Genomic DNA, 25,205 nt, shown 5'->3' with positions numbered 1-25,205 from the left:
CTCTACGCCGCTTGTGCTTCTGTGTCCGCTTGCGGCAGCGCAAGACTCAACACCGATTGTTCGTTCGCCTGTCCGCGCGGCAATTCGCCCGCGATCCGTCCCTGCCGCATCACCACGATCCGATCCGACACGCCCAGCACTTCCGGCAACTCCGACGAAATCATCACGATCGCGCAGCCGCGTTCGGCGAGCTGATAAATCACGTTGTAGATTTCGTGCTTCGCGCCCACGTCGATACCGCGCGTCGGTTCATCGAGAATCACCACTTTGAGATCCGGCTCCGCGAGCCAGCGCGACAAAATGGCTTTCTGCTGATTGCCGCCCGACAGAAAGCGGATGCGCTGACGTCGGCTCGGCGTCTTGATCTTCAGCAATTGAATAAAGCGATCCGCCGTCTGCGCTTCTTTCTTGCGATCCAGAAACAGCCCCGCGCGCAAATAGTGACGACGGCACGAGATATTGATGTTCTCCGCCACCGTCGCCATCGCGACGATGCCTTCTTCCTTGCGATCTTCCGGACACAGCACGATGCCGTGACGAATCGCTTCGCCGGTGCTGCGGACTTTGATCGGCTGGCCGTCGAGTTGGATATCGCCGGTCTTTTTCTTGTCCGCGCCGTAGACGAGGTGCATCAGTTCGCTGCGGCCCGCGCCGACCAGACCGAAGAATCCGACGATCTCACCGCGCTTCACTTCGAAGTTCGCGGGCGCATTCAGGGCATCGCCTTGCACGTTCTTGACGGAGAGGCGCACATCGCCCAGCGGACGCGAACGATAGTTGTAGATATCGCTGATTTCGCGGCCGACCATTTCCTGCACGAGCGTGTCGCGCGGGACATCGGCGAGCGACAGATGCGAGGCGATCTTGCGGCCGTCGCGGAAAATCGTGCAGGCATCGCACAGTTCGTAGATCTCATCCATGCGATGCGAGATGTAGATCAGCGCGCGGTTGTCCGCCTTCAGATCGCGCACGAGCTTGAACAGCACTTCCGTCTCACGGTGCGACAACGAAGACGTCGGTTCATCCAGCGCGATCACGCGTGCATTACGCAGCAGCGCCTTGCAGATTTCCACCATCTGCCGCTGCGCGATGGAGAGCTTGCGCAGCTTCGCGTTCGGATCGAGATCGACGCCCATCGCGGCGAGCCGTTCGCGCACGTGCTGACGCGCCGCGCGCTTGTTGACCCAGCCGAGCTTGTTCGGCAACGCGCCGAGCAGCAGGTTTTCGGATACCGTCAGATCCGGCACGTACTGCAATTCCTGATGAATCACTGCGATGCCCGACGCGATCGACGCCGCCGCACTCGCAAATTTCACTTCGTTTTCGTCGATGAGCACGCGGCCCGAATCGGGCTGATACTCACCGCCTAGAATCTTGAGCAAGGTCGATTTACCCGCGCCGTTCTCGCCCATCAAACCGTGCACTTCGCCGGCATTGACGTCGAACGACACGCCGTCGAGCGCGCGCACGCCTGGAAACACCTTGCCGATATTGTCAAAACGCAGCGTCGCTGACACATCGCCTCCTATTTTTCAGCGGACCGCACACGCGGCCCGCTTCTTCTCCGAAAAACTTAGTTCGATGCGAGACCCATCTGCTGACGGACCGACGCGACGTTTTCACGCGTCGCCAGCATGCCGGTGGTGAGCGTCAGCGGCGGCGGTGCCTTGCCGTCCTTGATCCACGCGTACATCAGTTCGGACGTCTCTTCGCCGTGGCGCTTCGGGCTGATGATCACGGTGCCGTAGAAACCGGTCGGATTCGGCTTCTTGAACTCGTTGATCGCCGAGTCCGATCCGCCAATACCGATGCCGATCATGTTGTCCGCCTTGAAGCCGCGCCCTTCCGCTGCGCGCACCGCGCCGAGCACGCCTTCGTCGTTCAGCGCGTAGGCAACCCAGTGCTTGAACTGCGGGTTCTTCGTCAGTGCGATATTCGCGGCGTTGAAGGCGTTTTCCGTATCGGTCTTCGCTTGCGGCGCCATGATGATGTTCGCCTTCGGAAAGCCCGCGGCGACGAGCGCATCGGTTGCGCCGGACGTGCGGTCATGCGCGGTCGGCAACTGTTCGTAGGTCACATCGATCGCGCCGACATCCTTCATGTCCCAGCCGCGCTTCTTGATCTCGGCGGCGATGCCATCGCCCACTTGCTTGCCGATGTTGTAAGCCGAAATGCCCATATGCGGCACCGACTCGATCGGCTTGCCGGAGCCATCGACGAGACGGTCATCGACGGTCATCATCTTGAGCTTGTCGGCCTTCGCCTTGGCGACGATGCCCGGTCCGAGCTTCACGTCCGGCGTGCAAATGATGAAACCCTGCGCCTTCTGCGCGGCGAGGTTATCGATCGCGCTCATGACTTTTTCGCCGGACGGCGCGCCGATTTTCACCAGCGTGAAGCCCTTCTCCTTGGCGGCCATTTCCGCGAACTTCCACTCGTCCTGGAACCACGGCTCTTCCGGCTGCTTGACCAGGAAGCCGATCTTCACGTCATCGGCGGCTTGCGCGACGGGCGCGGCGATCATCGTCGCACTCGTGGCCGTGGCAGCGGCGATCAGCGTAAGGAACAGTCTGCGTTTCATAATCGTTGTCTCCCGACTTTTTCCGTTGTCTCAAAATTCCCGCGTGGGCGGGGATTAACGAAGGGTGTGGCCGTGTTTAGTTGTCTTGATGCGCGCACCGCGGCCAGTGCGTCATTCTTTGCGATTCAGTCGTGATAAAGCGCTGAACGTCCGCCATCCACCGTGATGCAACTCGCGTTGATAAACGGCGCTTCATCCGATGCCAGAAACACCGCCGTCATCGCCACTTCCTGCGGCTGACCGATACGCTTCATCGGCTGCAAATCGAGCGTGGCCTGACGCGCGGCCTGGCGGTCGTGCTGCGCATTCCACCAGTCGTGCGTTAACTGCGTTTCGATATAACCCGGCGCGATCGCATTCACGCGCACGTTCTTCGGCGCGTATTCAATACCCAGCGCTTTCGTCAATCCGATCACGCCGTGCTTGGCCACCGGATACGGAAAGCAGCCCGGAATGATCTTGAAACTGTGCGTCGAGGCGATATTCACGATGCAGCCTTTCTCGCGTCCGACCATGCCCGGCAACACCGCGCGGCAGCCGTTCCACACGCCGTCCAGATCGACGGCGAAGCAGCGCTTCCAGTCGTCGTCGGTCATGGTGAGCGGATCGCAGAACACGTTGATGCCGGCGTTGTTCACGAGCACATCGAGCGGGCCGAAATGCGCTTCGGTCTGCGAAACCGCCTCTTTCACCGATGCGCTCTGCGTCACGTCGGTGCGAATCGCGATGACATTCGCGCCGGTTTCCTGACGGATGCGTTCGGCGGTTTTATCGGCGATTTCGATGTCGAGTTCGGCAAGCGCCACGCTCGCGCCTTCGTGCGCGAACGCCAGCGCGATCGCCGCACCGATGCCGCGCCCGGCGCCGGTCACCATCGCGACTTTGCCGGCGAGGCGGTTCATCGCTTGTCGCCTCGTGCAGTCCGTGCAATAGCCAATCCGTCGATAAACGCCTTCGCGTGATGCGCGGTCACTTCCGCGCTCTGCCCCGGCTTGTACAGCGCCGAACCCAGCCCGAACCCGTTCGCGCCCGCCGTCAAAAACGGCCCCATGTTGTCCGGCGCGATACCACCGACCGGCACCAGCGGCACTTCTTTCGCAATCACCGCGCGCCACGCCTTCACGACGATCGGCCCGAGTTGCTCGGCGGGAAACATCTTCAGCACGTCCGCGCCGTCTTTCAGCGCCTGAAACGCTTCGCCGGGCGTCGCGACGCCTGGCGCGCAGGCCAGACCTTGCGATTTCGCGGCGCGGATCACGTCGCCATCGCTGTGCGGCATGACGATAAGTTCGCCGCCCGCTGCCTTCACGCTATCGACGTAACTCGGATGCAGCACCGTGCCTGCGCCGACGATTGCATCGGCGGGCAAGGCGCTGCGGATCGCGGCGATGCTGTCGAACGGCTGCGGCGAATTAAGCGGCACTTCGATGATCCGAAAGCCCGCTTCGTACAGCGCGCGGCCGTGATCGGCGGCTTCATCGTGCGTGACGCCGCGCATGATCGCGATCAGCGGACACGCCGCGAACGCTGCCGACAATCCGGCGTGCATGCCGTACGGCGCGGGGAGATTGATCGGAGGTTGCATGTCGTGTTCGCCTCATTGAGCCGCGCGCACGGGCGCTGCGATCAGCCCGGCAAGCGCGGCGATTCGATAAAGACCGTGCTCGGTGGCATGCGCGACGGTCGGTGCATCGTCACAACCGAAACGGGCCAGCGCCGCGCGATAACGGTCGCACAATGCGTCGTTGCCGATCAGCCGAAGCGCCTTGCCCGCCAGCGCGGATTGCTCGCGCGACAACACTTCGTTCAGGCCGCGCAATTCGTGACCGATCAGCAATCCCGACAAATAGTCCGGCTGCTGTTCCGCCGTCAGTTGGCCCGTGAGACCGAGCGTGCGCGTGCTGAAAATCGTCGCGAGCACGCCGGGATGACCGGCATCGCGCGCGGTATCGACGCCGCGCAAAAACGCGGGCTGATCGGGCGTCGAACTCGGGTGCATGGTGCGGCCGAGAATGGTGTGATCGCGCAATGCGCCGAAGGTCTCGCCCGTCATAAACGTATAGAACCGTTCGATGCGGCCATCGCGTACAAACGCCCACTTCGCGTGCGTGCCCGGCAAACCGATCAGCGCGCCGTCTTTCTGCTCCAGTGATGTGTCGCTGGCGAGCGCGCCGAAGATTTGCGTTTCTTCGCCGCGCATCACGTTGGGCAGCGTGCCTTGCTCCAGCACGCCCGGCACGATATGCACCGTCGCGCCGCGATCCGTCTTCACCTGCACGATGCCCGCGACCAGCGCGCTGGCACCGGCGGGCGCTTCGACGTAAGGCGCTTCCACCCAGCCCTGCGCGCTGCCGACCATGCCCGCTGCGATGACCGGTAGTTGCGTATGCGCATCGAGCCACGCGCCGCAGGTTTCCTCGAACGTCTGATCAAAGCCGCCTTCCGGCAACTTCATAATCCCCGCCGACGATGCGCGCATGTCGAGCGCGACGCCGTCCGCATCGAGCAAGTAAGCGCGCAGCGAAGTCGTGCCCCAGTCGAGCGCGATGAGTGCAGGTTGGCTCATCGCTTGATCCTGCGGGCGGATTGCGGCGCGCGCCAGCCGAGTTCTTCGGAGATCGCGCGGGCTTCGCGCTGGATGACCGGAATCAGTTCTTCCATGCGTTCGTGCGGCATATAGGGAATCGTGCTCGCCACGGAAAGCGCCGCGACGATCGCACCGGACGCATCGCGCACGGGCGCGGCCACGCATCGGATCGACGCTTCGTTTTCTTCGAGATCGAAGGTGAAGCCGCCTTGTGCGTAACGCGTCATGCGCTGAAGGAACGTATCGATATCCGGCCGATTGTCCGGCTTGAAACTCTTGCGTTCCAAGGCCTTGTGCGATGCCTCGAGCAGCTTTTTCCACGCGTTCGCTTCGAGGTCGAGCATCATCGCCTTGCCGATTCCCGTCGATGCCAGCGGCATCCGGTGACCAACGCGCGACCGCATTTCCAGCCCGCGCGTACCGGGAATCTTGTCGATGTAAAGCACGTCGTCGCCATCGCGCACGCCCAGGTGAATGGTGTCCTGCGTATGCTCAGCGAGCGCCTGCAGATGCGGACGCGCGACTGCGTTCAGCGGCATCTGTTCGAGCGCGATCGTGCCGAGTTCGATCAGCTTCGGCCCGAGCAGATAACCGCCCTGCACTTGCCGGAGATAACGCGCCTGCACCAGCGAACTCACCAGCCGATGCGTCGTGCTGCGCGTCGTGCCGAGCGCGGCGCCGAACGCGCGCAGATCGCGTGCGCCGTTCGCGGCGGCTTCGAGAATCGCGAGGCCGCGCAGCAGCGTTTGCGTGCCGGCTTGCTGCGGCGTGATATCGACCAAGGCGCTTGGCAACGCGATCGCATCGGGATCGCGATGGCCGTTGGATTTTTTGGCGGTGTGGATGGCGTGATCGGCGTGATCCGCAGCGTCGCGCGTTTCCACGGCTTCGATGCCGTCGTTCGAGATTCTGTTCATGGCGCTCGTTTCCTCGGTGAACGGATCCGGCATCACGCCGAACGCGACGTGCGGACGCTGACGTGCGGCACGCAACGCGCGAAGAGGAAAGAATCGTGCAGCGCGACCCGCGAACGCGGGTGGGCGATCGAATGCATGACGTGTCTCCGGTCTGTTCTTGTATTGGCTTCGTGGTTCCGACCTTGCCTTCTTGCCTCTGTCAGGTCGGTCGATTTCGAAGCTCTGGACGGATTGTAGGACTGGCTATCTCAAAAATTCAATATGTGATCGCAGTGTTCAGATAATGGGAGTTCTCTTTCTGGTCGCAAACGGGCAAAAAACAAAAAAGCCCTGATTAATCAGGGCTTTATGGTGTTTAGCAACGCAAAACTAAATTCACTGCGGCAACTCCGCCGCTCCCATCCGCCGCGCAATCACTCCCGCACGCTGCGACAAATACGCCGAATTTCGATGGTCATCGAAATACTTAGGACGCGGCAACATCACCGCCAAGCGCGCGCTCTGCCCCGCAGTCAATTTCGATGCCGAAGTCTTGAAGTAATACTGCGCCGCCGCCTCCGCGCCATACACGCCGTTACCCCATTCCACCGAGTTCAAATAAATCTCGAAGATACGTTCCTTGTCCATCCAGAACTCGAGCATCCCCGTAATCACCAATTCCTCGGCCTTGCGGATATAACTCTTCTCACGCGATAAAAACAAATTGCGCGCCAATTGCTGCGAAATAGTCGATCCACCGAACGCCATTTTCCCGCGCGCCTTATTCTTCTCCCAGGCCTGAAGAATCGCGTCAGTTTCGAAACCGTTGTTATTGACGAAGTTGGCATCTTCCGACGCGATAATCGCGCGCTTCAGATTGCGCGATATCTGGTCGTACGGCACCCAAGTCCGTCGCAACGTAATACCGGGATGCGTCTTCGAAAGCGTCCACGCGTCCGCGCGCATAAACGCGGTTTCGCCGGGATTCACCGTCGTCCAGATGCCGATCTGCACGAAGAAATAAAGCTGCGTAGCCAGCGCCGCGATAAACATCACCGACACGCCGTAGATAATCCAGCGCGCGGGGCCAAAGCGCGCCGCGTTGCGCGTACGCGGCGTTCGGCCGCCGATGGGCGCGGTCGTCATGTCAGTGTTGTGCGAGCGCGCCGCGCAGTTCGCGCAGCACCGCGCCGCCGTCCGGACGCACGCCGCGCCAGATAAAGAACGATTCCGCCGCCTGCTCGACCAACATGCCGAGTCCGTCCGCCGCGCGCGCGCCGAGCTTCTGCGCGTGCTGAATGAACACCGTCGGTTTTGGGCCGTACATCATGTCGTAGGCGAGCGTGCCGGGACCGAACGCGCTGTCGTCGCAATCGGGCAAGGCGGCATCGAGGCTGCCTGCAGTTGCATTGATGACGACATCGTATTGGCCCGCTTCCGCTGCGTCCGCACCGCCGCCCGAGAATCGCACGTTCGATTGCGACGCGTTCTCCGCGAATTGATCGACGAGTACGAGCGCCTTTGCCGCCGTGCGATTCACGATGGTCAACGCAGCAGGAGCGCGATCGAAAATCGGCAGGACGACGCCGCGCGCCGCGCCGCCCGCGCCGAGCAGCAGAATGCGCGCGCCCTTCAGACTCACGCCCAGATTCACTTCGATATCGCGCACCAAGCCAACGCCATCGGTGTTATCGCCGCGTACGCCGTCCGGACCGAACGACAGCGTGTTCACCGCGCCCGCTGCGGCTGCGCGCGGCGACAATGAATCCGCGAAAGCGTGCGCATCGAGTTTGAATGGCACGGTCACGTTCATGCCGCGTCCGCCTGCATCGCGGAAGCGTTTTGCTTCGTCGAGAAAACCGCCGAGCGGTCCAAGAATGCGGCCGTATTCGATCGGCTCGCCGGTCTGCGCGGCGAATTTCGCGTGGATCCACGGCGATTTGCTGTGCTCGATCGGATTGCCGATCACCGCGTATTGGTCTTTCATTGCGTGGATTCCTGCGCGTTGCCGCTGGCTTCGGTTTGCGATTCTTCGTTCGATACTTCCGTCGATGCTTCCGCCTGCGCTTCCGCTTCGCTTTCCGCGCTGAGATCGTCGGCTTCGATGATTTCTTCTTCGCTTTCGTCTTCTTCGGCGGGCGCGGCGGCGGACGGCGCATCGATCACATGCAGCAGACGGCACGACGCTTCCACCGTCAGTTCATCGATCGATACGACTTCGAGCATCACGCGCGTTCCGCGTGCATGCACGCCGAGTCCGGGCACGTGCAGCATCAGCGGAATCTCTTCGAGACGCACGAGATCGTCTTTGATCACCGACGCCGGAACCTGCTTCTTGTTTTCCTGCTTCAGCCAGCGCAGGCACCAGAAATACTCCATGCGACGCTGATGGTCGGCGTACGCGCTGTAGGTATCGTCGAAACCTTGCACGACGGCGAACAAGTCCGCGTCCTTCGGCTTGAACGGCGCGGCGAGTTTCGCGGTGACGCCGTGCTGCACGCACGCGATCAGTTGCCATTGATTGACCAGATCGACGTATCGGCGCAGCGGCGACGTGCTCCATGCGTACTGCGCGACACCCAAACCTTCGTGCGGCGCGGGCGTGGTCTGCATGCGCGTGCGCTTCGGTCCCGGACCGCCGAAACCGCGCTGCGAACGGTAAATGCCCGGCACGCCATGATCGTTGAGGAACGCGCCCCACGATGAGTTCGCCAAAATGGCCAGCTCCGCGACGATCAGATCGAGCGGCGATCCGCGACGGCGCGGCGTGATGGTGATGTGCTCGCCATCGACATAGAAATTGAAGTCGTTGTTGCGCTGGACTTCACGCTTGAGGCCGTAAGTCGCGCGCGCTTGCTGGCGCTTTTCGAACAAGGCTTGCGCGAGCGGCCACAAGACAGCGATATCGTCCTTGTGCGCGTAATCGCCGCTGCCCGCCGCGAGCGTTTCTTCGGTCACATGTTCGTCGAGATGGTTGTGACGCAGATTGCTCTTGATGAACACGCGCTCCGCACGCGTTTCCGTCGCGACAATCTCCTGCGTCTCCCGATTCACGATGATGTACAGCGACAGCGCCGGACGCAGCCCGCCTTCCGCGAGCGTGAAGACATCGACGACGTTGTCGGGCAGCATGGTGATCTTGTCGCCGGGCATGTAGACCGTCGAGAGACGTCCACGCGCGATCGAATCGATCGAATCGCCGCGTTCGATACCGAGCGCCGGCGCCGCAATGTGGATACCCACGCGCACGCGGCCATCGGCTAAATGTTCGACGGAGAAGGCATCGTCGATTTCGGTGGTGGTGACGTCGTCGATGGAAAACGCCTGGACGTTCGCTTCCGGCAAATCTTCCGGCAGCACGCTCGGCTGCACCGACGGAAAACCGATGCCGTGCGGGAAAAACTCCGACAGGAATTTCGCCTCATGCAGCGCCCGCGCCGACGCGATGCCGCCGCACTCCAACATCAGCCGCGCCTGCGACATGCCGCGCGCGATGGCCGCCGCTTCGAGCGCCTTGTATTCGATCGAATTCTTGTCCGGCTTCGTCAGCAAACCGATCGCCTTGCCCTTCAGCGCGTCGGGCAATTTCCCGGCCTTCAGTTCTTCCTCGTAACCCGCCTGAACCAGCGCCTGCTGACGCTTGCGTTCCAGACCGGCGAGCGCCATTTGCAACTGCTCTTGCGGCGCGCGCTGATACTGCCCGCGCCCCTTGCGACGGAAATACACCGGCGCGCCGTGCATGCGCAACACGAGCGCGGCGCGTTCGGTCGGACCGAACTTGTCACCGAAATAATCCGCGCCGAGCGAGGCGAACGGGAATTCGTCTTCGGGCGCGCATTCCCACAGAAAATCGAGATCGATTTCCTGCGCGATGGCGTCGGCTTCCTGCATCAGTTCGCTTGCCGCCGGTTTCTCGAATTCGATCAGCACATCCTTGGCGCGCACTTTCGCGCGGCGGCCGCCCGGCAGTTCGACCTGAAACGCATCGCCCTGTTTCGACAGCACCGATCCGGCCTTGAAACTACCCGATTCCTCGAAGAAAACGTTCACTCAATACTCTCGTAAGACGGTGAGCCGGCGCGATATCGAACGCGCCGGCGTGGAAGTTCTGATTTATGCGGCGGCTGGCGTCGGTTCGCGTCCGCAGAACGCGAGCACGTCGTCCAGATACTTCGGAAAGTCGCTGATGGCGTGATCGCCGCCCTGAATCAGCGTCGTGCGGACGCCTGGATAATGGGCGAGCATCGTGCGGTAATCGAGCACTTCGTCGCCGGTGGCGGCGATCAGAAAGTAGCGCTCGGGCTGCGTGATGGCATCGACGGAAAGCGCGCGCAATTCATCCAGATGACGCGGCAAAACGGTGATGCTGCCGCCGCCGTGCCACAGCGGCTGTTCGCCCAGGTAATGACTCAGATCGTTCTGCGGCACCACGGCGGGATTCAGCAATACCGCGCGCCAGCCGTGCTTTTCTGCGAGATACGTGGCGTAGAAACCGCCAAGCGAACTGCCGACGACCGTGATTTGATCGTCACGCGCGCTCGCCGCGATCCGTTCCGCCAGTTCGATCGACTCGTACGGCGACACCGGCAATACCGGACACTGCCATTCGCTCAATCGGCCGAGTTCGGCGAGGCGCGCATTCATCACGCGCGCCTTGAACGATTGGGGAGATGAGCGAAAGCCGTGCAGGTAGAGGATCACGCGGTTCCTTTCGGTGTCGTTCGCGCCGATAGCGCATCGAGCAGCTTTTGATGCACGCCGCCGAAGCCGCCGTTGCTCATCACGAGCACGTGATCGCCGGGACGCGCGGCGGCGGTGACGGCTTTGACCAGCGGATCGATTTCGTTGAAGGCCTGCGCTTTGTCGCCGAGCGGAGACAGCGCTTCGGCGAGATCCCAGCCGAGTTTGTCGCGGCCTTCGCGCGCGCCGTAGCCGAAAACGAGATCGGCGGCGGCGAGACTGGCGGGCAACTGCGCTTTCATCGTGCCGAGCTTCATGGTGTTCGAGCGCGGTTCCAGCACCGCCAGAATGCGCGATGTCCCGCCGATGCGCGTACGCAATCCGGCAACCGTCGTATCGATGGCGGTCGGGTGATGCGCGAAGTCATCGTAGACGGTGACGCCATCGATACTGCCCTTCACTTCCATGCGCCGCTTCACATTGCGGAACGCCGAGAGCGATTTGACCGCCTGCGCCACCGGCACGCCAACCGATCGCGCCGCTGCGATCGCCGCCAGCGCGTTCATCCGATTGTGCTCGCCCTGAACCTGCCATTCCACGACGCCTTGCCGCTCGCCTTCCCAATACACGGCGAATTGTTCATCGACGGTTGCGCCTTCGGTTGCCGGCAATGCCTGCCAGCCGCCTTCCACGCCGAAGCGCTCGACGCCCGACCAGCAACCGCGCGTCAGTACGCGCTCAAGCGCATCCTCGCGCCCGTTTGTCACGATACGGCCAACGCCCGGCACCGTGCGCACGAGATGATGGAATTGCGTTTCGATGGCGGCGAGATCGGGGAAGATATCGGCGTGATCGAATTCGAGATTGTTGAGCACCGCCGTGCGCGGACGGTAATGGACGAACTTCGAGCGCTTGTCGAAGAACGCGGTGTCGTATTCATCGGCTTCGATCACGAAGAAACTCGAGTCCGTCAGCCGCGCCGAAATGCCGAAATTCAGCGGCACGCCGCCGATCAGAAAGCCGGGATTCAGCCCGGAATCTTCCAGCAGCCACGCCAGCATGGAACTCGTCGTCGTCTTGCCATGCGTGCCCGCGACCGCGAGCACCCATTTGCCATTCAGCACATGCTCGCCAAGCCACTGCGGACCCGACACATACGGCAAACCGCGATCGAGAATGGCTTCCATCAGCGGATTGCCGCGCGAGACGACATTGCCGATCACATATAAATCAGGCTCCAGCGCAAGCTGTTCCGCGCCATAACCTTCAATCAGTTCGATACCTTGTGCCTCGAGCTGCGTGCTCATCGGCGGATAGACGCCGGCATCGCAGCCGGTGACCTTGTGGCCGGCCTCGCGCGCCAGCACGGCGAGACCGCCCATGAAGGTGCCGCAGATGCCGAGGATGTGGATGTGCATAAACCGTGTCGCGCCGCGCGGGCGTTTTCGAGATGCAGAAAGTTGGAACGGCGCTGCGGGAAAACCCTTGTCCCACGGCACCTGAAGCGTTCTATTGTAACCGAGGCTGTCTGCTGTCTTTCGTCCTGCTCCTAGCCCGTTCGCTTGCTCCAAAAGGGCCAATTGACGTTATCTAGTATCATTCCGAGATGGTTCGCAAATCACATTTCGATCCGCAGCGCGTTCGCGAGGAAATCGCGATCGCGGCAGCGAGGATGATTGCCGAAGACGGCCTCGACTACGCAACAGCCAAGCGCAAAGCCGCGCGGCAGGTGGTCGGCGAGAGCAAGGTGACCGGCGAGTTTTTGCCCGATAACGACCAGATCGAAGAGGAAATCCGCGAATATCAGGCGATTTTCCAGAGCGACAGTCAGCCCGCCGTCTTGCGCCGCATGCGCGAAACCGCACTCGACTGGATGCACAAGCTCGAAGCCTTCGATCCGTATCTGACCGGCGCGGTGCTCAACGGCACGGCGGGCGAACACTCCGATATCCACCTGCAATGCTTCTGCGACAATCCCAAGGAAGTCGCGATCTACTTGTTGAACGCGAACGTGCAATACGACGTTTCCGAAACGCGGCACTTTGCCGGACGCGGTTATGTGGAAACGCTGAGCTTTCTGCATCGCGTGCGCGGTGAGGAGCCGATCGGCGTACATATCGCGCTTTACAGCGCCGACGATCTGCGCGGCGCGGTGCGCGCGGACGGACGCGGCAAACTGGCGCGCGCCAACGCGGCAATCGTACGCACGCTGCTCGACGATCCCGATACGCCCGCGCTGCAAATCGGCGCCTGACCTTTTCCCTCGACGCTCATGAAAATCACACGCATTCTGGCTGGCCTGGCGGTCGCCGTCGCCGCGACGATCGGCGGTTTCTATGCCGGCCACGTCTTCACGGGCAACGATTCCGTCGCCGCAACGCAAACGGCCGGCAACGCGGTCGATCAGTTGTGGAAAACCACGCCGCCGGGCGCGGCGGGGACATCGGAACCGCTTTCGGCATTCAAGGGCAAGCCGGTGGTCGTGAACTTCTGGGCGTCGTGGTGCGGCCCGTGCGTGAAGGAAATGCCCGTGCTTTCGGCCATGCAGCGCGACTATCAGAAAAAGGGCATCACGTTCATCGGGCTGGGTGTGGACAGTGAAAAGAACATCAACGACTTCCTGCAAAAGGTCAAAGTCGATTACCCCGTCTATGTCACCGGCTTCGGCGGCGCGGATCTTGCGCGAGCTTTCGGCAACAATGCGGGCGGCCTGCCATTTACCGTTGTCATCGATGCAAAGGGCGTCGTACGGTTGACAAAACTAGGCGAAGTGAACGAACCCGAGTTGAAGAAGACTTTGGATAACCTGTAATAATTCACTGCTCTTTCTCCAAATTTTGTACAACGAAAGCAGCGAAATAAGCACGCGTAGGCCGATTTTGTGAGAACTTCGTGCTGCTGGCGGTAACAAGTCGGGAAAATGCTCCGCTGATTGAGCATCGTCATCGCTGTAAAACTAGACAAAATTCTCTAAACGGCGCTAAAGTGCGCCGAATTCCGCACAACCTGAAGCGACCACGTTCCAATCGGCAGCGGTCGCGGTTGTGTAGTCAGAACACCCATAAGCCAAGTCAAGCACCGGGCAGCCCGGTCTCCAAGTATTGAAAGGGGATTTTTCGATGGACCTTCGTAAACTGAAAACGCTGATCGACCTCGTCTCGGAATCCGGCATCTCGGAGCTGGAAGTGACGGAAGGCGAAGGCAAGGTTCGCATCGTCAAGAACGCAGCGCCGGTCTATATGTCCGCGCCGCAGCAGTTCGCACCGCAAATGCCGATGCAGGGCGGCCAGTCGTTCGCGCCTGCCGCCGAAGGCGCGGCGCCCGCAGCGGGCGCGGCGGCATCGTCGGCAACGGCGGCTGCGATCCAGGGCCACGTCGTGGCCTCGCCGATGGTCGGCTCGTTCTATCGTGCGCCGTCGCCGGGCGCGGACCCGTTCGTGCAAGTGGGCGATACGGTCAAGGAAGGCCAGACGCTGTGCATCATCGAAGCCATGAAGCTGTTGAACGAAATCGAATCGGACAAGGCCGGCGTGGTGAAGGAAATCCTCGTCGATAACGGTCAGGCGGTCGAATACGGCCAGCCGCTCTTCGTGATCGGCGACTAAGGCGCTCACGCCGTGCGCCGGACGCGCACGGTCCAACGTCAGGTTCGCGCGCAACGCACCACCGCGCGCGCCGCCGATTCGATTCCCGAGGGCCGCTCGCGCGCGCCCGTTGATGAGCCGACCCACTATGTTTGAAAAAATCCTTATTGCGAACCGCGGCGAAATCGCGCTTCGCATCCAGCGCGCGTGCCGCGAGCTGGGCGTCAAGACAGTCGTCGTCTACTCCGAAGCCGACAAGGAAGCGAAGTACGTCAGATTGGCCGACGAAGCCGTGTGTATCGGCCCGGCTCCTTCCAATCTCTCCTACCTGAATATGCCGGCGCTCATCAGCGCCGCCGAAGTCACCGACGCCGAAGCCATCCACCCCGGCTACGGTTTCCTCTCCGAAAACGCAGACTTTGCCGAGCGCGTCGAGCAATCGGGCTTCACGTTTATCGGACCGCGTCCCGAAACCATTCGCCTGATGGGCGATAAGGTCACCGCCAAGCAGACGATGATCAAAACCGGCGTGCCGTGCGTGCCGGGTTCGGAAGGCGCGTTGCCGGATGATCCGAAGGAAATCGTGCGGATTGCGCGCAGTATCGGCTATCCGGTGATTATCAAGGCGGCGGGCGGCGGCGGCGGTCGCGGTATGCGCGTGGTGCACACGGAAGCGGCGCTGGTCAACGCGGTCAACATGACGCGCGAAGAAGCGGGCCGTGCCTTCGGCAATCCGCAGGTGTACATGGAGAAGTTTCTGGAGAATCCGCGTCACATCGAGATTCAGGTGCTGTCGGACTCGTTCCGTAACGCCATCTGGCTCGGCGAGCGCGATTGCTCCATGCAGCGCCGTCACCAGAAAGTGATCGAGGAAGCGCCTGCGCCCGGCATTGCGCGGCGACTGATCGAACGGATTGGCGATCGTTGCGCGGATGCGTGCAAGAAGATGGGCTATCTCGGCGCGGGCACGTTCGAATTCCTGTACGAGAACAACGAGTTCTACTTCATCGAAATGAACACGCGCGTGCAGGTCGAGCATCCGGTGACGGAGCTGATCACGGGCGTGGATATCGTGCAGGAACAGATTCGTATTGCCGCTGGCGAGAAGCTGACCATCCGCCAGAAGGATATCCAGTTCAAGGGACATGCGATCGAATGCCGGATCAACGCAGAAGATCCGTTCAAATTCACGCCGTCGCCGGGACGCATCACGTCGTGGCACACGCCGGGCGGTCCGGGCATTCGCGTGGATTCGCACGCGTACGCCAGCTATTTCGTCCCGCCGAACTATGACTCGATGATCGGCAAGCTGATCGCTTATGGCGCCACGCGCGAGCAGGCGATCAACCGCATGCGGATCGCGTTGTCGGAAATGGTGGTGGAAGGCATTTCGACCAATATTCCGTTGCATCGCGAAATGATGATCGACGCGAAGTTCGTCGAAGGCGGCACGAGCATCCACTATCTCGAGAACAAGCTGGCGGCGCGTCAGGCCGCGGCTCCCGAAGAGACGCAGGCGCGCTGGGCATGAGCTACCGGGAACTGATCGCCGAACTGGACCGCGAGCACGCGGAAGCGCTGTCGGATGCGCTGCTGGACATCGGCGCGCTGTCGGTATCCGTCGAAGATGCCGATGCCGATACGCCCGACGAGCAGCCGCTGTTCGGCGAGCCCGGTCTCGTGCCCGAGAAAAGCGCGTGGAATCGTTCGCGCGTGGTGGCGTTGCTGGCCGAAGACGCCGATCCCGCGGTGCTGCTCGCCGCAGCAGCGAACGAAATTGGCCTGAGCGCTGCGCCTTCTTTCTCTGTACGTGAAGTCGAAGAACAGGATTGGGTGCGTCTCACGCAGGCGCAATTCGATCCCATTTCGATCGGCGAACGTATCTGGGTCGTGCCGTCCTGGCACGATGCGCCCGATCCCAACGCACTCGTGCTCGAACTCGATCCGGGTCTCGCGTTCGGCACCGGCAGTCATCCGACCACGCGTTTGTGCATGGAATGGCTGGAGCAGAACGTGAAGTCTGGCAATTCACTGCTCGACTATGGCTGCGGCTCCGGCATTCTCGCGATTTTGGCGAAGAAATGCGGCGCGGAACCGGTGATCGGCATCGATATCGATCCGCAGGCGGTCGAATCCGCGCGTCAGAACAGCGAGCGCAATCATGCCGACGTCACCTACGGTTTGCCCGATGAATGTCCGGCTGGCGAGTTCGATATCGTCGTCGCCAATATCCTTGCGAATCCGCTCAAGCTGATGGCGTCGATGTTGTCGTCGAAGGTGAAACCGGGCGGAAAAATCGCGCTTTCGGGCGTGCTAGCGCGCCAGGCCGATGAAGTCGCTGCCGTCTATGCACGCTGGATCGATATCAGCGTCTGGCGTGAGCACGAAGGCTGGGTGTGCCTTGCCGGAACGCGGCGCGAAAGCCTTTAGAATAGCGCCATCGTCAACATCCGGCCGCGAGGCCACTGGCACTTCTATGGCGCTGGCAACCCGCTGCCCACACTGCGAAACCGTCTTCAAGCTGGACCCGCATCTGCTCGCGCCGCACGACGGCCGCGTGCGGTGCGGACATTGCCAGGAAGTATTCGACGCCGCGCATCATCGTTTCGAATTGCCCGAGGAACACGCTGCGGCGAGTGAAGCGCAGCATGCCGCTATCGTCGATGATGAAGTGGCGATCGGGCCGTCTTCTCCTGCGCCTGTTCCTACGCCCGCGCCAGTTCCTGCACCCGCGCCTGCGCCTGCACCTGTTCAAGCACCCGCTCCTCGTCCCACTGTTGCCGCGCCGCGCACGCTCGATGTCGGTGCGTCGCTCGCGGGCCGCGCTTCGGAGCCGGCTCCGCCGCCGCCCGTCCCCGCATCGCCTTCGCTCGATGAAGACAGCGATCGCACGGTGTATGCCGGTGAAACCCGAACGCCGCCGGATGAGCGCGTGAAGCAATTCGTGCGCGTCGGTACGCCTGCGCCAGTCGAGCCGCCTGCGCCCGCTCCTGCTCCCTCGCCTTTCGTCGCTCCGGTCGATGATCGTGCGGAACCGTTTATCGGACCGGTGCGCGAAGAACGTTCGGCTCCGGCCCCCGCCCCTGCGCCCGCTCCCGATTGGCGCAACGACGACGAACCCGCGTTCGGCTCTAAAGCGCCCGGCGTCACGCACGCCGCCAGCGCCAACGAAGCATTTCCGGTCACGCGCGAACCGCGTCCGGCGAGCGCCGCCGGTCCGCGTCGCGGATGGCGGATCGCGGGTATCGTGTTCGCGGTTTTTCTGGCGCTGTTGCTGATCGTGCAACTCGCGTGGTGGGAACGCGAAGAAGTGATGGTGCTGATTCCCGGCTCGCATTCCATCTACGCCGGAGTCTGCGATGAACTCGGCTGCACCATCTCGCCGCCGCGCGATATCGACGGACTTCAGATCGAAAGCTCCGGTCTGCGTCAGGTCGATGGTCCGCACAAGCTCGAACTGAAGTTGTCGCTGCGCAATCGGCTGGACGTGGCGCTGGCGTATCCGGCGCTCGAACTCACGCTGCTCGACGACAAGAACAATGTCGCGCTGCGCCGCGTGCTGTGGCCGCAGGATTACGCCCGACCGGGTACGATATTCGCCATCGGCATTCCGGCGCAGAGCGCGCAACCGGTCGTCGTACGGCTGGACACCGGCGATGCAGTCGCCGCAAATTACCGCGTACAAGTCTTCTATCCGTGACCGCCATTGTTTGCGGTTCACGACAACGCTTCCCTGCTTCTTCGACGCGCGCCTCTACAAGGAAGCGCGCGAATTTAGTCGGCATCCGACCTATTCTCTGGAGCGCAACATGAGTCAAGTTACCCTCGGCGGCAACCCTATCGACGTCAGCGGCACTTTTCCGAGCACGGGGCAACAAGCGCCCGACTTCACACTGGTCGGCGCGGATCTCGGCGATCTGAAACTGGCGAGCTTCGCAGGCAAGCGCAAAGTGCTGAATATCGTGCCGAGTCTCGACACGCCGACCTGCGCCACGTCCACGCGCAAATTCAACGAATCGGCTGCGAAGCTGAACAACACGGTGGTCGTGGTCGTATCGGGCGATCTGCCGTTCGCGGCGAAGCGTTTCTGCACGACGGAAGGTATCGAAAACGTGGTGACGGCTTCGACGTTCCGTGGCCATGATTTCGCGCAAGCCTACGGCGTGGACGTGACCAGCGGCCCGCTCAAAGGCCTGACGGCGCGCGCAGTCGTCGTGCTCGATGAAAACGACAAGGTGCTGCACTCGGAGCTGGTTTCCGAAATCAAGCAGGAACCGAACTACGACGCAGCGCTTTCGTCGCTGAAGTAAGTTCGTTTTGCAGAGCGCCGAACGCGGTGCTCTGCGCATACGAGGCGCGATGGTCTGCCGTCGCGCGCCTTATGCGCACAACATTCCGAACATAAAAGGACGATCGCCTTGGCCACGCTCATCTGCGGCTCGCTCGCTTACGACAACATCATGACCTTCCAGGGGCGCTTCGGCGACCACATCCTGCCGGATCAGGTGCATATGCTGAATATCAGCTTCCTGGTGCCGACCATGCGCCGCAATTTCGGCGGCTGCGCGGGCAATATCGCGTACGCGCTGAAGTTGCTCGGCGGCGATGCGAAGATCATGGCCACGCTCGGCGAAGCGGATGCGCAGCTCTATGTCGATCGTCTGGACGCGCTCGGTTTGTCGAAGGAATACGTGCGCGTGCTGCCCGACCAGCATTCGGCGCAATGCTTTATCACCACCGACCTCGGTAATAATCAGATCACCGCATTCCACCCCGGCGCGATGATGGACTCGCACCTGAATCACGCCGACGAAGCGCGCGGCATCACGCTCGGCATCGTTGCGCCGGACGGGGCACAAGGTATGCGCGAGCATGCGGAAGGCTTCGCCAAATCCGGCGTGCCCTTCGTCTTCGATCCGGGCCAGGGCTTGCCGATTCTCGAAGGTGTGGAACTTCGTCGCATGATTGAACTCGCCACCTACGTCGCGGTCAACGATTACGAAGCCAAGTTATTGAGCAACAAGACCGGATGGTCGATCGAAGACATCATGAGCCGCGTGAAAGCGGTCGTGGTCACGCGTGGGGAACACGGCGCGCAGATCTATCATGAAGACGGCATGCTGGACATTCCCGTGGTGCAGGCAAAGCAGGTGGTCGATCCGACCGGTTGTGGCGACGCGTTTCGCGGCGGTTTGTTGTACGGCATCGAAAACAAGCTTGGCTGGGAAAAGACGGGGCGTCTCGCGAGCCTGATGGGTGCGCTGAAAATCGAACATCAGGGGCCGCAAACCTACGCGCCGACGCGCGCCGACATTGAAGAGCGTTACCAGCAGGCATTTGGCAGCAGCCTGTCGTGATTGATTTGGAGTAGAGAGAATGAAAACGGTTAGTCGTTTCGTGCTGATGGCAGCACTGGTCGGCTCAGTGGCTTTGACGGGCTGCGCCTACAACAGCAGTTCGCCCGACGTTTATACGGCGTCGCAGGCGCAGCGTGAGGAAACGGTTCGCATGGCGACCGTGGAAAGCGTGCGCGGCGTGAAGATCAGCTCGAACAACGGCCAGCCGAGCGGGCTCGGTGCGGTGGGCGGCGGCGCGCTGGGCGGCGTCGCGGCAGCGAGCGCGATCGGCGGCGGCAATGGCTCGATCATCGCGGGGATCATCGGCGGTCTCGCCGGCGCGGTGGCGGGCAATGCGGTGGAGAACAACGTCGCGACGAAGAACGGGCTTGAGATCACCGTGCGCCTCGACAACGGCGACTTGCGTGCGATCACGCAGACGTCGAATGGTGAAGTGTTCCAGGCGGGCGAGCGTGTTCGTCTGCTGTCGAGCGGTGGTGTGACGCGCGTAACGCACTAAGCGCATCGATCGATTCGATCGATCGTCAGCACTCCGTTCTTCAGAACAAAGCGCATGCTTCGAAAGAGGCATGCGCTTTTTCTTTGCAGCATTGTTTCAGACGCTTCTCTCGCCGAATCAAAACGATCAAAACGCAACGAAACGAAAAACCCGCCGACGGGTTGCCCCGAACGGCGGGTTGTGGCCGGGTAGGACTACCCGGTCCCAAGGCACAGCGGTGTGTGCCGTCGTCCTGCTTACTGCTGTCGAATCGACTTACGGACGGCTGCCCGTCGGGAACGGCCATGCCGCTGCCGGGTTCAACGCCGTCTTGACCGCAGCGGCCGGAGCCGGAGCGGGTGCCGATACGGTCGTTGCCGTCGTTGCAGGAGCAGCGGCCGTAGTCTTCTTCGCAGCAGCCTTCTTGGCCGGAGCCTTTTTCGCGGGTGCCTTCTTCGCAGGTGCAGCAGCGGGAGCGGGTGCGGCAGCAGCAGGCGCAGCAGCAGCGGCGGATTTGGCAGCAGGAGCCTTCTTCGCAGCAGCCTTTTTCGCAGGCGCCTTCTTGGCAGCAGCCTTCTTCGCCGCAGCCTTTTTCGCAGGCGCTTTCTTCGCCGCGGCCTTCTTCGCGGGCGCCTTCTTGGCAGCAGCCTTCTTCGCTGCGGCCTTCTTCGCCGGCGCCTTCTTGGCCGCGACCTTCTTCGCTGCAACCTTCTTCGCCGCTACTTTCTTCGCTGCGACTTTCTTCGCAGGCGCCTTTTTGGCCGCAACCTTCTTGGCCGCGACCTTCTTAGCAGCAACCTTCTTCGCTGCAACCTTCTTCGCTGCAACCTTCTTCGCTGCTACTTTCTTTGCAGCAACCTTCTTCACAGCGACCTTCTTTGCTACGACTTTCTTCGCCGGAGCGGCTTTCTTTGCGACGACCTTCTTTGCTGCAGCCTTCTTAGCGGCGGGTTTTTTCTTGGCAACTGCCATGATTTTCTCCTTCAGGTTTTCAGATGAGAGTCAGTTCAAACACCACCCTTCGTCAAAACCCGCTTCCCACGCGTCGCCTTCTCTATAGCGCACGCTACGAAGCGGATTATTCATCGGCGTACGCTGATCCCACCTGCTTACGCTAATGAATACGGCAAGGCGCGCCGTGCCCCTGGGCACCGCGCGCCAAATTGAGTCAGCACCGCGTATTCGCGGCGCCGGCCATTGCTTGATCGAGCCAGCGAGCTTGCCGCTGGCGTTTTCCGGGGGGAAGTTTGCCCATCCCATTGAAGGGATCGCAAAACGCCTGTCTTCTGTTCGGGCCGATAATCGGCGCTTCAAGCCAGTAGGCGCACTTTGCATCAGGCGACCGTTCTCCTAAACCTTGTCGGCCGGGCGCGCGTATGAATCACGCTGCTGCCCTGCCGTCCCATCGATTTCGTCTGCAACACGTCCTGGATTTTTATTATTCCCAGGTGAGCGCGCCGCCGGTTTGATACTCAATCACGCGTGTCTCGAAGAAGTTGCGTTCCTTCTTCAAGTCGATCATTTCGCTCATCCACGGGAACGGGTTTTCCTCGTTCGGGTAGAGCGGGTCCAGTCCGATCTGCTGGCAACGCCGGTTGCAGATGAACCGCAAGTAGCTCTTGAACATCGACGCATTCAGGCCGAGCACCCCGCGCGGCATGGTGTCTTCAGCGTAACGATATTCAAGGTCAACCGCTTGCTTGAAGAGTTCGCGGATTTCGGCCTTAAAGTCTGCCGTCCACAGTTGCGGCTCTTCGAGCTTGATCTGGTTGATGAGGTCGATGCCGAAATTGCAGTGCATCGATTCATCGCGGAGGATGTACTGATACTGCTCCGCCGCGCCCGTCATCTTGTTCTGACGACCCAGCGCCAGAATCTGCGTGAAGCCTACATAGAAGAACAGTCCTTCCATGATGCAGGCGAACACGATCAGCGACTTCAGCAATTTCTGGTCCGCTTCGAGCGTGCCCGTGGTGAAGGCGGGATCGGTCAGCGTATTGATGAACGGAATCAGGAACTCGTCTTTCGCGCGGATCGAAGCGACTTCGTGATACGCGTTGAAGATTTCGCTCTCGTCCAGGCCCAGCGATTCGACGATGTACTGGTACGCGTGCGTGTGGATCGCCTCTTCGAACGCCTGGCGCAGCAGGAACTGGCGGCACTCCGGAGCGGTGATGTGACGGTACGTGCCCAGCACGATGTTGTTCGCAGCCAGCGAGTCGGCCGTGACGAAGAAGCCCAGGTTGCGCTTGACAATACGACGCTCGTCGTCCGACAAACCGTTCGGGTCTTTCCACAGCGCGATGTCGCGCGACATATTCACTTCCTGCGGCATCCAGTGATTCGCGCAGCCAGCGAGATACTTTTCCCACGCCCACTTGTACTTGAACGGCACCAACTGATTGACGTCGGTCTTGCCGTTGATGATGCGCTTGTCTGCGACGTTGACGCGTGCTTCGCTTTGAGCGGCGATCGCGCTCGAAGAAGGCGTTGCGGCTGCCGGGGGAACGAAGCCATCGGAGAAGATGTTGTTCGCCTGAGCAGTCTGATGGGTTTCCTGATGAGCAAGGACACCTTGCGTTCCGAACGTCGTGCCGGAAGTCATACCTTGAGCCTGACGCAACGCGTTCTGTTGCGAAGCGCTCGAGGGAGTTACGGCAGTGGTCTCGTCATCCCAGTTGAGCATAAATTCTCACCATCAATTTAGATCGGTTTGTACCATCTTTTCATGAGCGATAAAAGAGTTTGCTCATGAAAATTCTCGTTTTCATGCGATTTAGATTCGACGTTGCTACCTGCATACAACACTTGGCTCATCGCATGCTGCATGAAGCGTGATGCGATGAGTCGATAAGCATGTGTGAAGCGGTCCTCATCGAGTGTGTTCGAAGGCATCGCGTGGTGCTTCGAACGTCTTGCATCGATACGCTTTCAGCCTTGCGAAATAAGGCTCTGCGACTGATGCCTTTACTACCTTGCGAGTTGCTCGCTGCATGTGTCGAACGTGATGCGATGTGTTCGCTTCGATGTCTCGCGTGATGTCACTCACGCGTGATGCCGATCGCTGCCAACGACACTCACGATGCATATGATCCGATGCACATCGCGCTTCAACTTCGAACGCTGTCGATGTGTGTGATCGACTGCGTTTCACTTCGTTGCAAGCACGTTGGAGCGATGCTTTGAAGTGCTGCTGCTGCATCGATTCGTTGATTCGATCTTAGCATTTCGCGTCTCTTATTTCCACAATATCTTGTGTTATCGAAGCACGTTAACACTACCTATTGTTCACCGCCCATTCACCGCCCACGCAGCGGATCAAGCAGCGACCGAAGGTTGTTGTGATCGATCTCGTGCATCAGCGCAAGCAACTTGCCGAGCTTGCCTTCTGGAAAACCCTCACGCGCGAACCACGCGAGATAGTGTCCAGGCAAGTCCGCGAGCACGCGATCCTTGTACTTGCCGTAGGGCATCGTCTGCGTGACGAGACGTTGAAGATCGTGCGGGTCCATCGCGTGTTCACTCCTTCTCTATGTTCTGCACGACACGCTGCGTGATGTATCCGCTCGTCGGTCGCGCCACTTCGGTGCCATAATCGCCGCTCTTGCCGCCAAGAGTCCATCGCGATTCCCCATGCCGCTTGTAGCCAAAGCTTTCATTGCTCCTCTCATCGTCGCGTGTGCGATGTTCATGGAAAGCGTTGACGCCAACGTCATCGTTACTGCGATTCCCGAAATGGCGCGAGCCTTCGGTCGCGATCCTGTCACCCTCAAAGTCGCCGTTACGAGTTACGTGCTCGGGCTCGGCGTATTCATTCCCATCTGCGGCTGGGTGGCGGATCGCTTCGGCGCTCGCACCGTGTTCCGCACGGCCATCGGCATCTTCGTGGTCGGCTCGCTGTTGTGCGCGGCGTCCACCTCGCTCGGGCCGTTCACCGTCGCGCGTTTCATTCAAGGCGTAGGCGGCGCAATGATGGTGCCCGTCGGCCGCATCATCATCTTCCGCTCGGTGCGCCGCTCGGAGTTCATCCGCGCGATGAACTACCTCGCCGTGCCCGCGATGCTCGGTCCCGCCGCGGGTCCGTTGCTCGGCGGCTTCATCACGACGTATCTGCACTGGCGTCTGATCTTCTTCATCAACATTCCGATCGGTATTGCCGGTATCTGGCTGACCAATCGATACATCGCCGATACGCGCGAGGCGCATCCCGGTCCGCTCGACTGGTTCGGCTTCTTTCTCTCCGCGAGCGCCGGCGTGTTGCTGATGCTCGGGCTGTCGCTGGTCGGCGGCGAGCTGGTGCCGCAGAGCATCGCGTTCGCGATGTGCTTGTGCGGCGCGCTGCTCGTCGTCTTCTACTTGCTGCACGCGCGACGCAGCGAACGCCCGCTGCTCGATCTGCGCTTCTTCCGCGTGCCGACGTTTCAGGCCAGCGTGCTCGGCGGCTCGATGTTTCGCATCGGACTCGGCGCGGTGCCGTTCCTGCTGCCGCTCGCGTTGCAGGAAGGACTCGGCATGTCGGCGTTCAAATCCGGCGCGATTACGTGCGCATCCGCGTTTGGCGGAATGTTCATGAAGTCGGTTGCGCCGAACGTGTTGCGCAAGTTCGGATTCCGTCAGACCTTGCTCGTGAACGCGGTCTTCTCGGGTATTGCCATTGCCGCGTGCGGCTCGTTCTTTCCCGGCACGCCGACGTGGGTGATCTGGCTCGTCGTGTTGCTCGGCGGCTTCTTTCCTTCGCTGCAATTCACATCGCTCAACTCGCTTGCCTACGCAGAGATCGAGACGAAGGACGTGGGACGCGCAACCAGTCTGGCGAGTTTCATCCAGCAGGTATCGCTCGGTCTTGGCGTGACCGTCGCTGGCATCACGCTCGAAGTCACGCAGTATCTGAACGGTCATGCGAGTGTGCGGTGGTCGGATTTCTGGCCCGCCTTCGTCGTAGTCGGCCTGTTCTCTTTCTTTTCGATGCCGATCACCGCGCGTCTGTCACGCGATGCAGGCTCCGAAATTTCGCAAGGCACGCGCAGCTGATTCAAGCTCAA

25 protein-coding genes are annotated in these 25,205 nt (G+C 61.2%); 10 read left to right on the top strand and 15 right to left on the bottom strand.

Features of this window, described 5'->3' with window-relative positions:
* Nucleotides 1-2: 2 nt before the first annotated feature.
* From araG to mpl, 11 genes are all read right to left on the bottom strand, one after another.
* The gene (gene araG / locus P7F28_RS22725; RefSeq protein WP_277187016.1) at nt 3-1,517 is read right to left on the bottom strand and encodes an L-arabinose ABC transporter ATP-binding protein AraG; all 1,515 of its coding nucleotides are present in this window, start codon (nt 1,515-1,517) and stop codon (nt 3-5) included.
* A 56-nt stretch (nt 1,518-1,573) separates the two neighbouring features.
* Nucleotides 1,574-2,581 (bottom strand): arabinose ABC transporter substrate-binding protein, encoded by a 1,008-nt coding sequence (locus tag P7F28_RS22720; protein WP_277187015.1) that lies wholly within the window; start codon nt 2,579-2,581, stop codon nt 1,574-1,576.
* A gap of 125 nt (nt 2,582-2,706) precedes the next feature.
* Entirely contained in the window at nt 2,707-3,483 is a 777-nt protein-coding gene (locus P7F28_RS22715) for an SDR family oxidoreductase (protein WP_277187014.1), read from the bottom strand.
* Nucleotides 3,480-4,166 (bottom strand): 2-dehydro-3-deoxy-6-phosphogalactonate aldolase, encoded by a 687-nt coding sequence (locus P7F28_RS22710; RefSeq protein ID WP_277187013.1) that lies wholly within the window; start codon nt 4,164-4,166, stop codon nt 3,480-3,482. The genes P7F28_RS22715 and P7F28_RS22710 overlap by 4 nt, the downstream gene beginning before the upstream one ends.
* Before the next feature lie 12 nt (nt 4,167-4,178).
* Entirely contained in the window at nt 4,179-5,147 is a 969-nt protein-coding gene (locus P7F28_RS22705) for a 2-dehydro-3-deoxygalactonokinase (RefSeq protein ID WP_277187012.1), read from the bottom strand.
* Entirely contained in the window at nt 5,144-6,085 is a 942-nt protein-coding gene (locus P7F28_RS22700) for an IclR family transcriptional regulator (RefSeq protein WP_277187011.1), read from the bottom strand. The genes P7F28_RS22705 and P7F28_RS22700 overlap by 4 nt, the downstream gene beginning before the upstream one ends.
* Nucleotides 6,086-6,460: 375 nt before the next feature.
* Entirely contained in the window at nt 6,461-7,210 is a 750-nt protein-coding gene (gene mtgA, locus P7F28_RS22695) for a monofunctional biosynthetic peptidoglycan transglycosylase (RefSeq protein ID WP_277187010.1), read from the bottom strand.
* Between the two features lies 1 nt (nt 7,211).
* Complete coding sequence (gene aroE / locus P7F28_RS22690) at nt 7,212-8,051, bottom strand: shikimate dehydrogenase (protein ID WP_277187009.1); 840 nt, start codon at nt 8,049-8,051, stop codon at nt 7,212-7,214.
* Nucleotides 8,048-10,114, bottom strand: coding sequence for an RNB domain-containing ribonuclease (locus tag P7F28_RS22685; RefSeq protein ID WP_277187008.1), 2,067 nt, complete (start codon nt 10,112-10,114; stop codon nt 8,048-8,050). The genes aroE and P7F28_RS22685 overlap by 4 nt, the downstream gene beginning before the upstream one ends.
* A gap of 63 nt (nt 10,115-10,177) precedes the next feature.
* Nucleotides 10,178-10,765: a YqiA/YcfP family alpha/beta fold hydrolase gene (locus P7F28_RS22680; protein ID WP_277187007.1), complete on the bottom strand. Its 588-nt coding sequence runs from the start codon at nt 10,763-10,765 to the stop codon at nt 10,178-10,180.
* The gene (mpl, locus tag P7F28_RS22675) at nt 10,762-12,162 is read right to left on the bottom strand and encodes a UDP-N-acetylmuramate:L-alanyl-gamma-D-glutamyl-meso-diaminopimelate ligase (RefSeq protein WP_277187006.1); all 1,401 of its coding nucleotides are present in this window, start codon (nt 12,160-12,162) and stop codon (nt 10,762-10,764) included. The genes P7F28_RS22680 and mpl overlap by 4 nt, the downstream gene beginning before the upstream one ends.
* A gap of 188 nt (nt 12,163-12,350) precedes the next feature.
* Between mpl and P7F28_RS22670 the strand changes: the two genes are divergently transcribed.
* The 9 genes from P7F28_RS22670 to P7F28_RS22630 all read left to right on the top strand — a co-directional run bounded on the left by P7F28_RS22670 (nt 12,351) and on the right by P7F28_RS22630 (nt 20,184).
* On the top strand, nt 12,351-12,998 hold the full coding sequence (locus P7F28_RS22670) for a UDP-N-acetylmuramate--alanine ligase (RefSeq protein ID WP_277187005.1): 648 nt from the start codon (nt 12,351-12,353) through the stop codon (nt 12,996-12,998).
* A gap of 18 nt (nt 12,999-13,016) precedes the next feature.
* On the top strand, nt 13,017-13,556 hold the full coding sequence (locus tag P7F28_RS22665) for a TlpA disulfide reductase family protein (protein ID WP_277187004.1): 540 nt from the start codon (nt 13,017-13,019) through the stop codon (nt 13,554-13,556).
* A 307-nt stretch (nt 13,557-13,863) separates the two neighbouring features.
* Nucleotides 13,864-14,349, top strand: coding sequence for an acetyl-CoA carboxylase biotin carboxyl carrier protein (gene accB / locus P7F28_RS22660; RefSeq protein WP_277187003.1), 486 nt, complete (start codon nt 13,864-13,866; stop codon nt 14,347-14,349).
* Nucleotides 14,350-14,476: 127 nt separating this feature from the next.
* Complete coding sequence (gene accC, locus P7F28_RS22655; RefSeq protein WP_277187002.1) at nt 14,477-15,859, top strand: acetyl-CoA carboxylase biotin carboxylase subunit; 1,383 nt, start codon at nt 14,477-14,479, stop codon at nt 15,857-15,859.
* Nucleotides 15,856-16,758 carry a 50S ribosomal protein L11 methyltransferase gene (prmA, locus tag P7F28_RS22650; RefSeq protein WP_277187001.1) on the top strand — a complete coding sequence of 301 codons (903 nt, stop codon included), beginning with the start codon at nt 15,856-15,858 and terminating at the stop codon, nt 16,756-16,758. Before accC ends, prmA begins: the two co-directional genes overlap by 4 nt.
* 46 nt (nt 16,759-16,804) lie before the next feature.
* On the top strand, nt 16,805-18,028 hold the full coding sequence (locus P7F28_RS22645) for a zinc-ribbon and DUF3426 domain-containing protein (RefSeq protein WP_277187000.1): 1,224 nt from the start codon (nt 16,805-16,807) through the stop codon (nt 18,026-18,028).
* A gap of 109 nt (nt 18,029-18,137) precedes the next feature.
* Nucleotides 18,138-18,638 carry a thiol peroxidase gene (gene tpx / locus P7F28_RS22640; protein WP_277186999.1) on the top strand — a complete coding sequence of 167 codons (501 nt, stop codon included), beginning with the start codon at nt 18,138-18,140 and terminating at the stop codon, nt 18,636-18,638.
* A 108-nt stretch (nt 18,639-18,746) separates the two neighbouring features.
* Nucleotides 18,747-19,685, top strand: a complete 939-nt coding sequence (locus tag P7F28_RS22635; protein WP_277186998.1) for a carbohydrate kinase family protein — start codon at nt 18,747-18,749, stop codon at nt 19,683-19,685.
* A 19-nt stretch (nt 19,686-19,704) separates the two neighbouring features.
* Nucleotides 19,705-20,184, top strand: coding sequence for a hypothetical protein (locus P7F28_RS22630; RefSeq protein WP_277186997.1), 480 nt, complete (start codon nt 19,705-19,707; stop codon nt 20,182-20,184).
* 255 nt (nt 20,185-20,439) lie between these two features.
* On the opposite strand, the gene P7F28_RS22625 is transcribed toward P7F28_RS22630, so the two are convergent.
* The 4 genes from P7F28_RS22625 to P7F28_RS22610 form a co-directional block, all read right to left on the bottom strand.
* Nucleotides 20,440-21,135, bottom strand: coding sequence for a histone H1-like DNA-binding protein (locus P7F28_RS22625; protein WP_277186996.1), 696 nt, complete (start codon nt 21,133-21,135; stop codon nt 20,440-20,442).
* A gap of 30 nt (nt 21,136-21,165) precedes the next feature.
* Nucleotides 21,166-21,498: a hypothetical protein gene (locus P7F28_RS22620; RefSeq protein ID WP_277186995.1), complete on the bottom strand. Its 333-nt coding sequence runs from the start codon at nt 21,496-21,498 to the stop codon at nt 21,166-21,168.
* A 103-nt stretch (nt 21,499-21,601) separates the two neighbouring features.
* Nucleotides 21,602-22,849, bottom strand: coding sequence for a ribonucleotide-diphosphate reductase subunit beta (locus tag P7F28_RS22615; protein WP_277186994.1), 1,248 nt, complete (start codon nt 22,847-22,849; stop codon nt 21,602-21,604).
* 613 nt (nt 22,850-23,462) lie between these two features.
* On the bottom strand, nt 23,463-23,675 hold the full coding sequence (locus tag P7F28_RS22610) for a DUF3820 family protein (protein ID WP_277186993.1): 213 nt from the start codon (nt 23,673-23,675) through the stop codon (nt 23,463-23,465).
* Between the two features lie 121 nt (nt 23,676-23,796).
* On the opposite strand from P7F28_RS22610, the gene P7F28_RS22605 reads away from it, so the two are divergent.
* Entirely contained in the window at nt 23,797-25,194 is a 1,398-nt protein-coding gene (locus P7F28_RS22605) for an MFS transporter (RefSeq protein WP_277186992.1), read from the top strand.
* Nucleotides 25,195-25,205 lie beyond the last annotated feature (11 nt).

This window comes from Caballeronia sp. BR00000012568055, assembly GCF_029439455.1.
Taxonomy (GTDB): domain Bacteria; phylum Pseudomonadota; class Gammaproteobacteria; order Burkholderiales; family Burkholderiaceae; genus Caballeronia.
The sequence above is the reverse complement of the archived record's forward strand: the minus strand, read 5'-3'. Positions and strand labels throughout refer to the sequence as shown.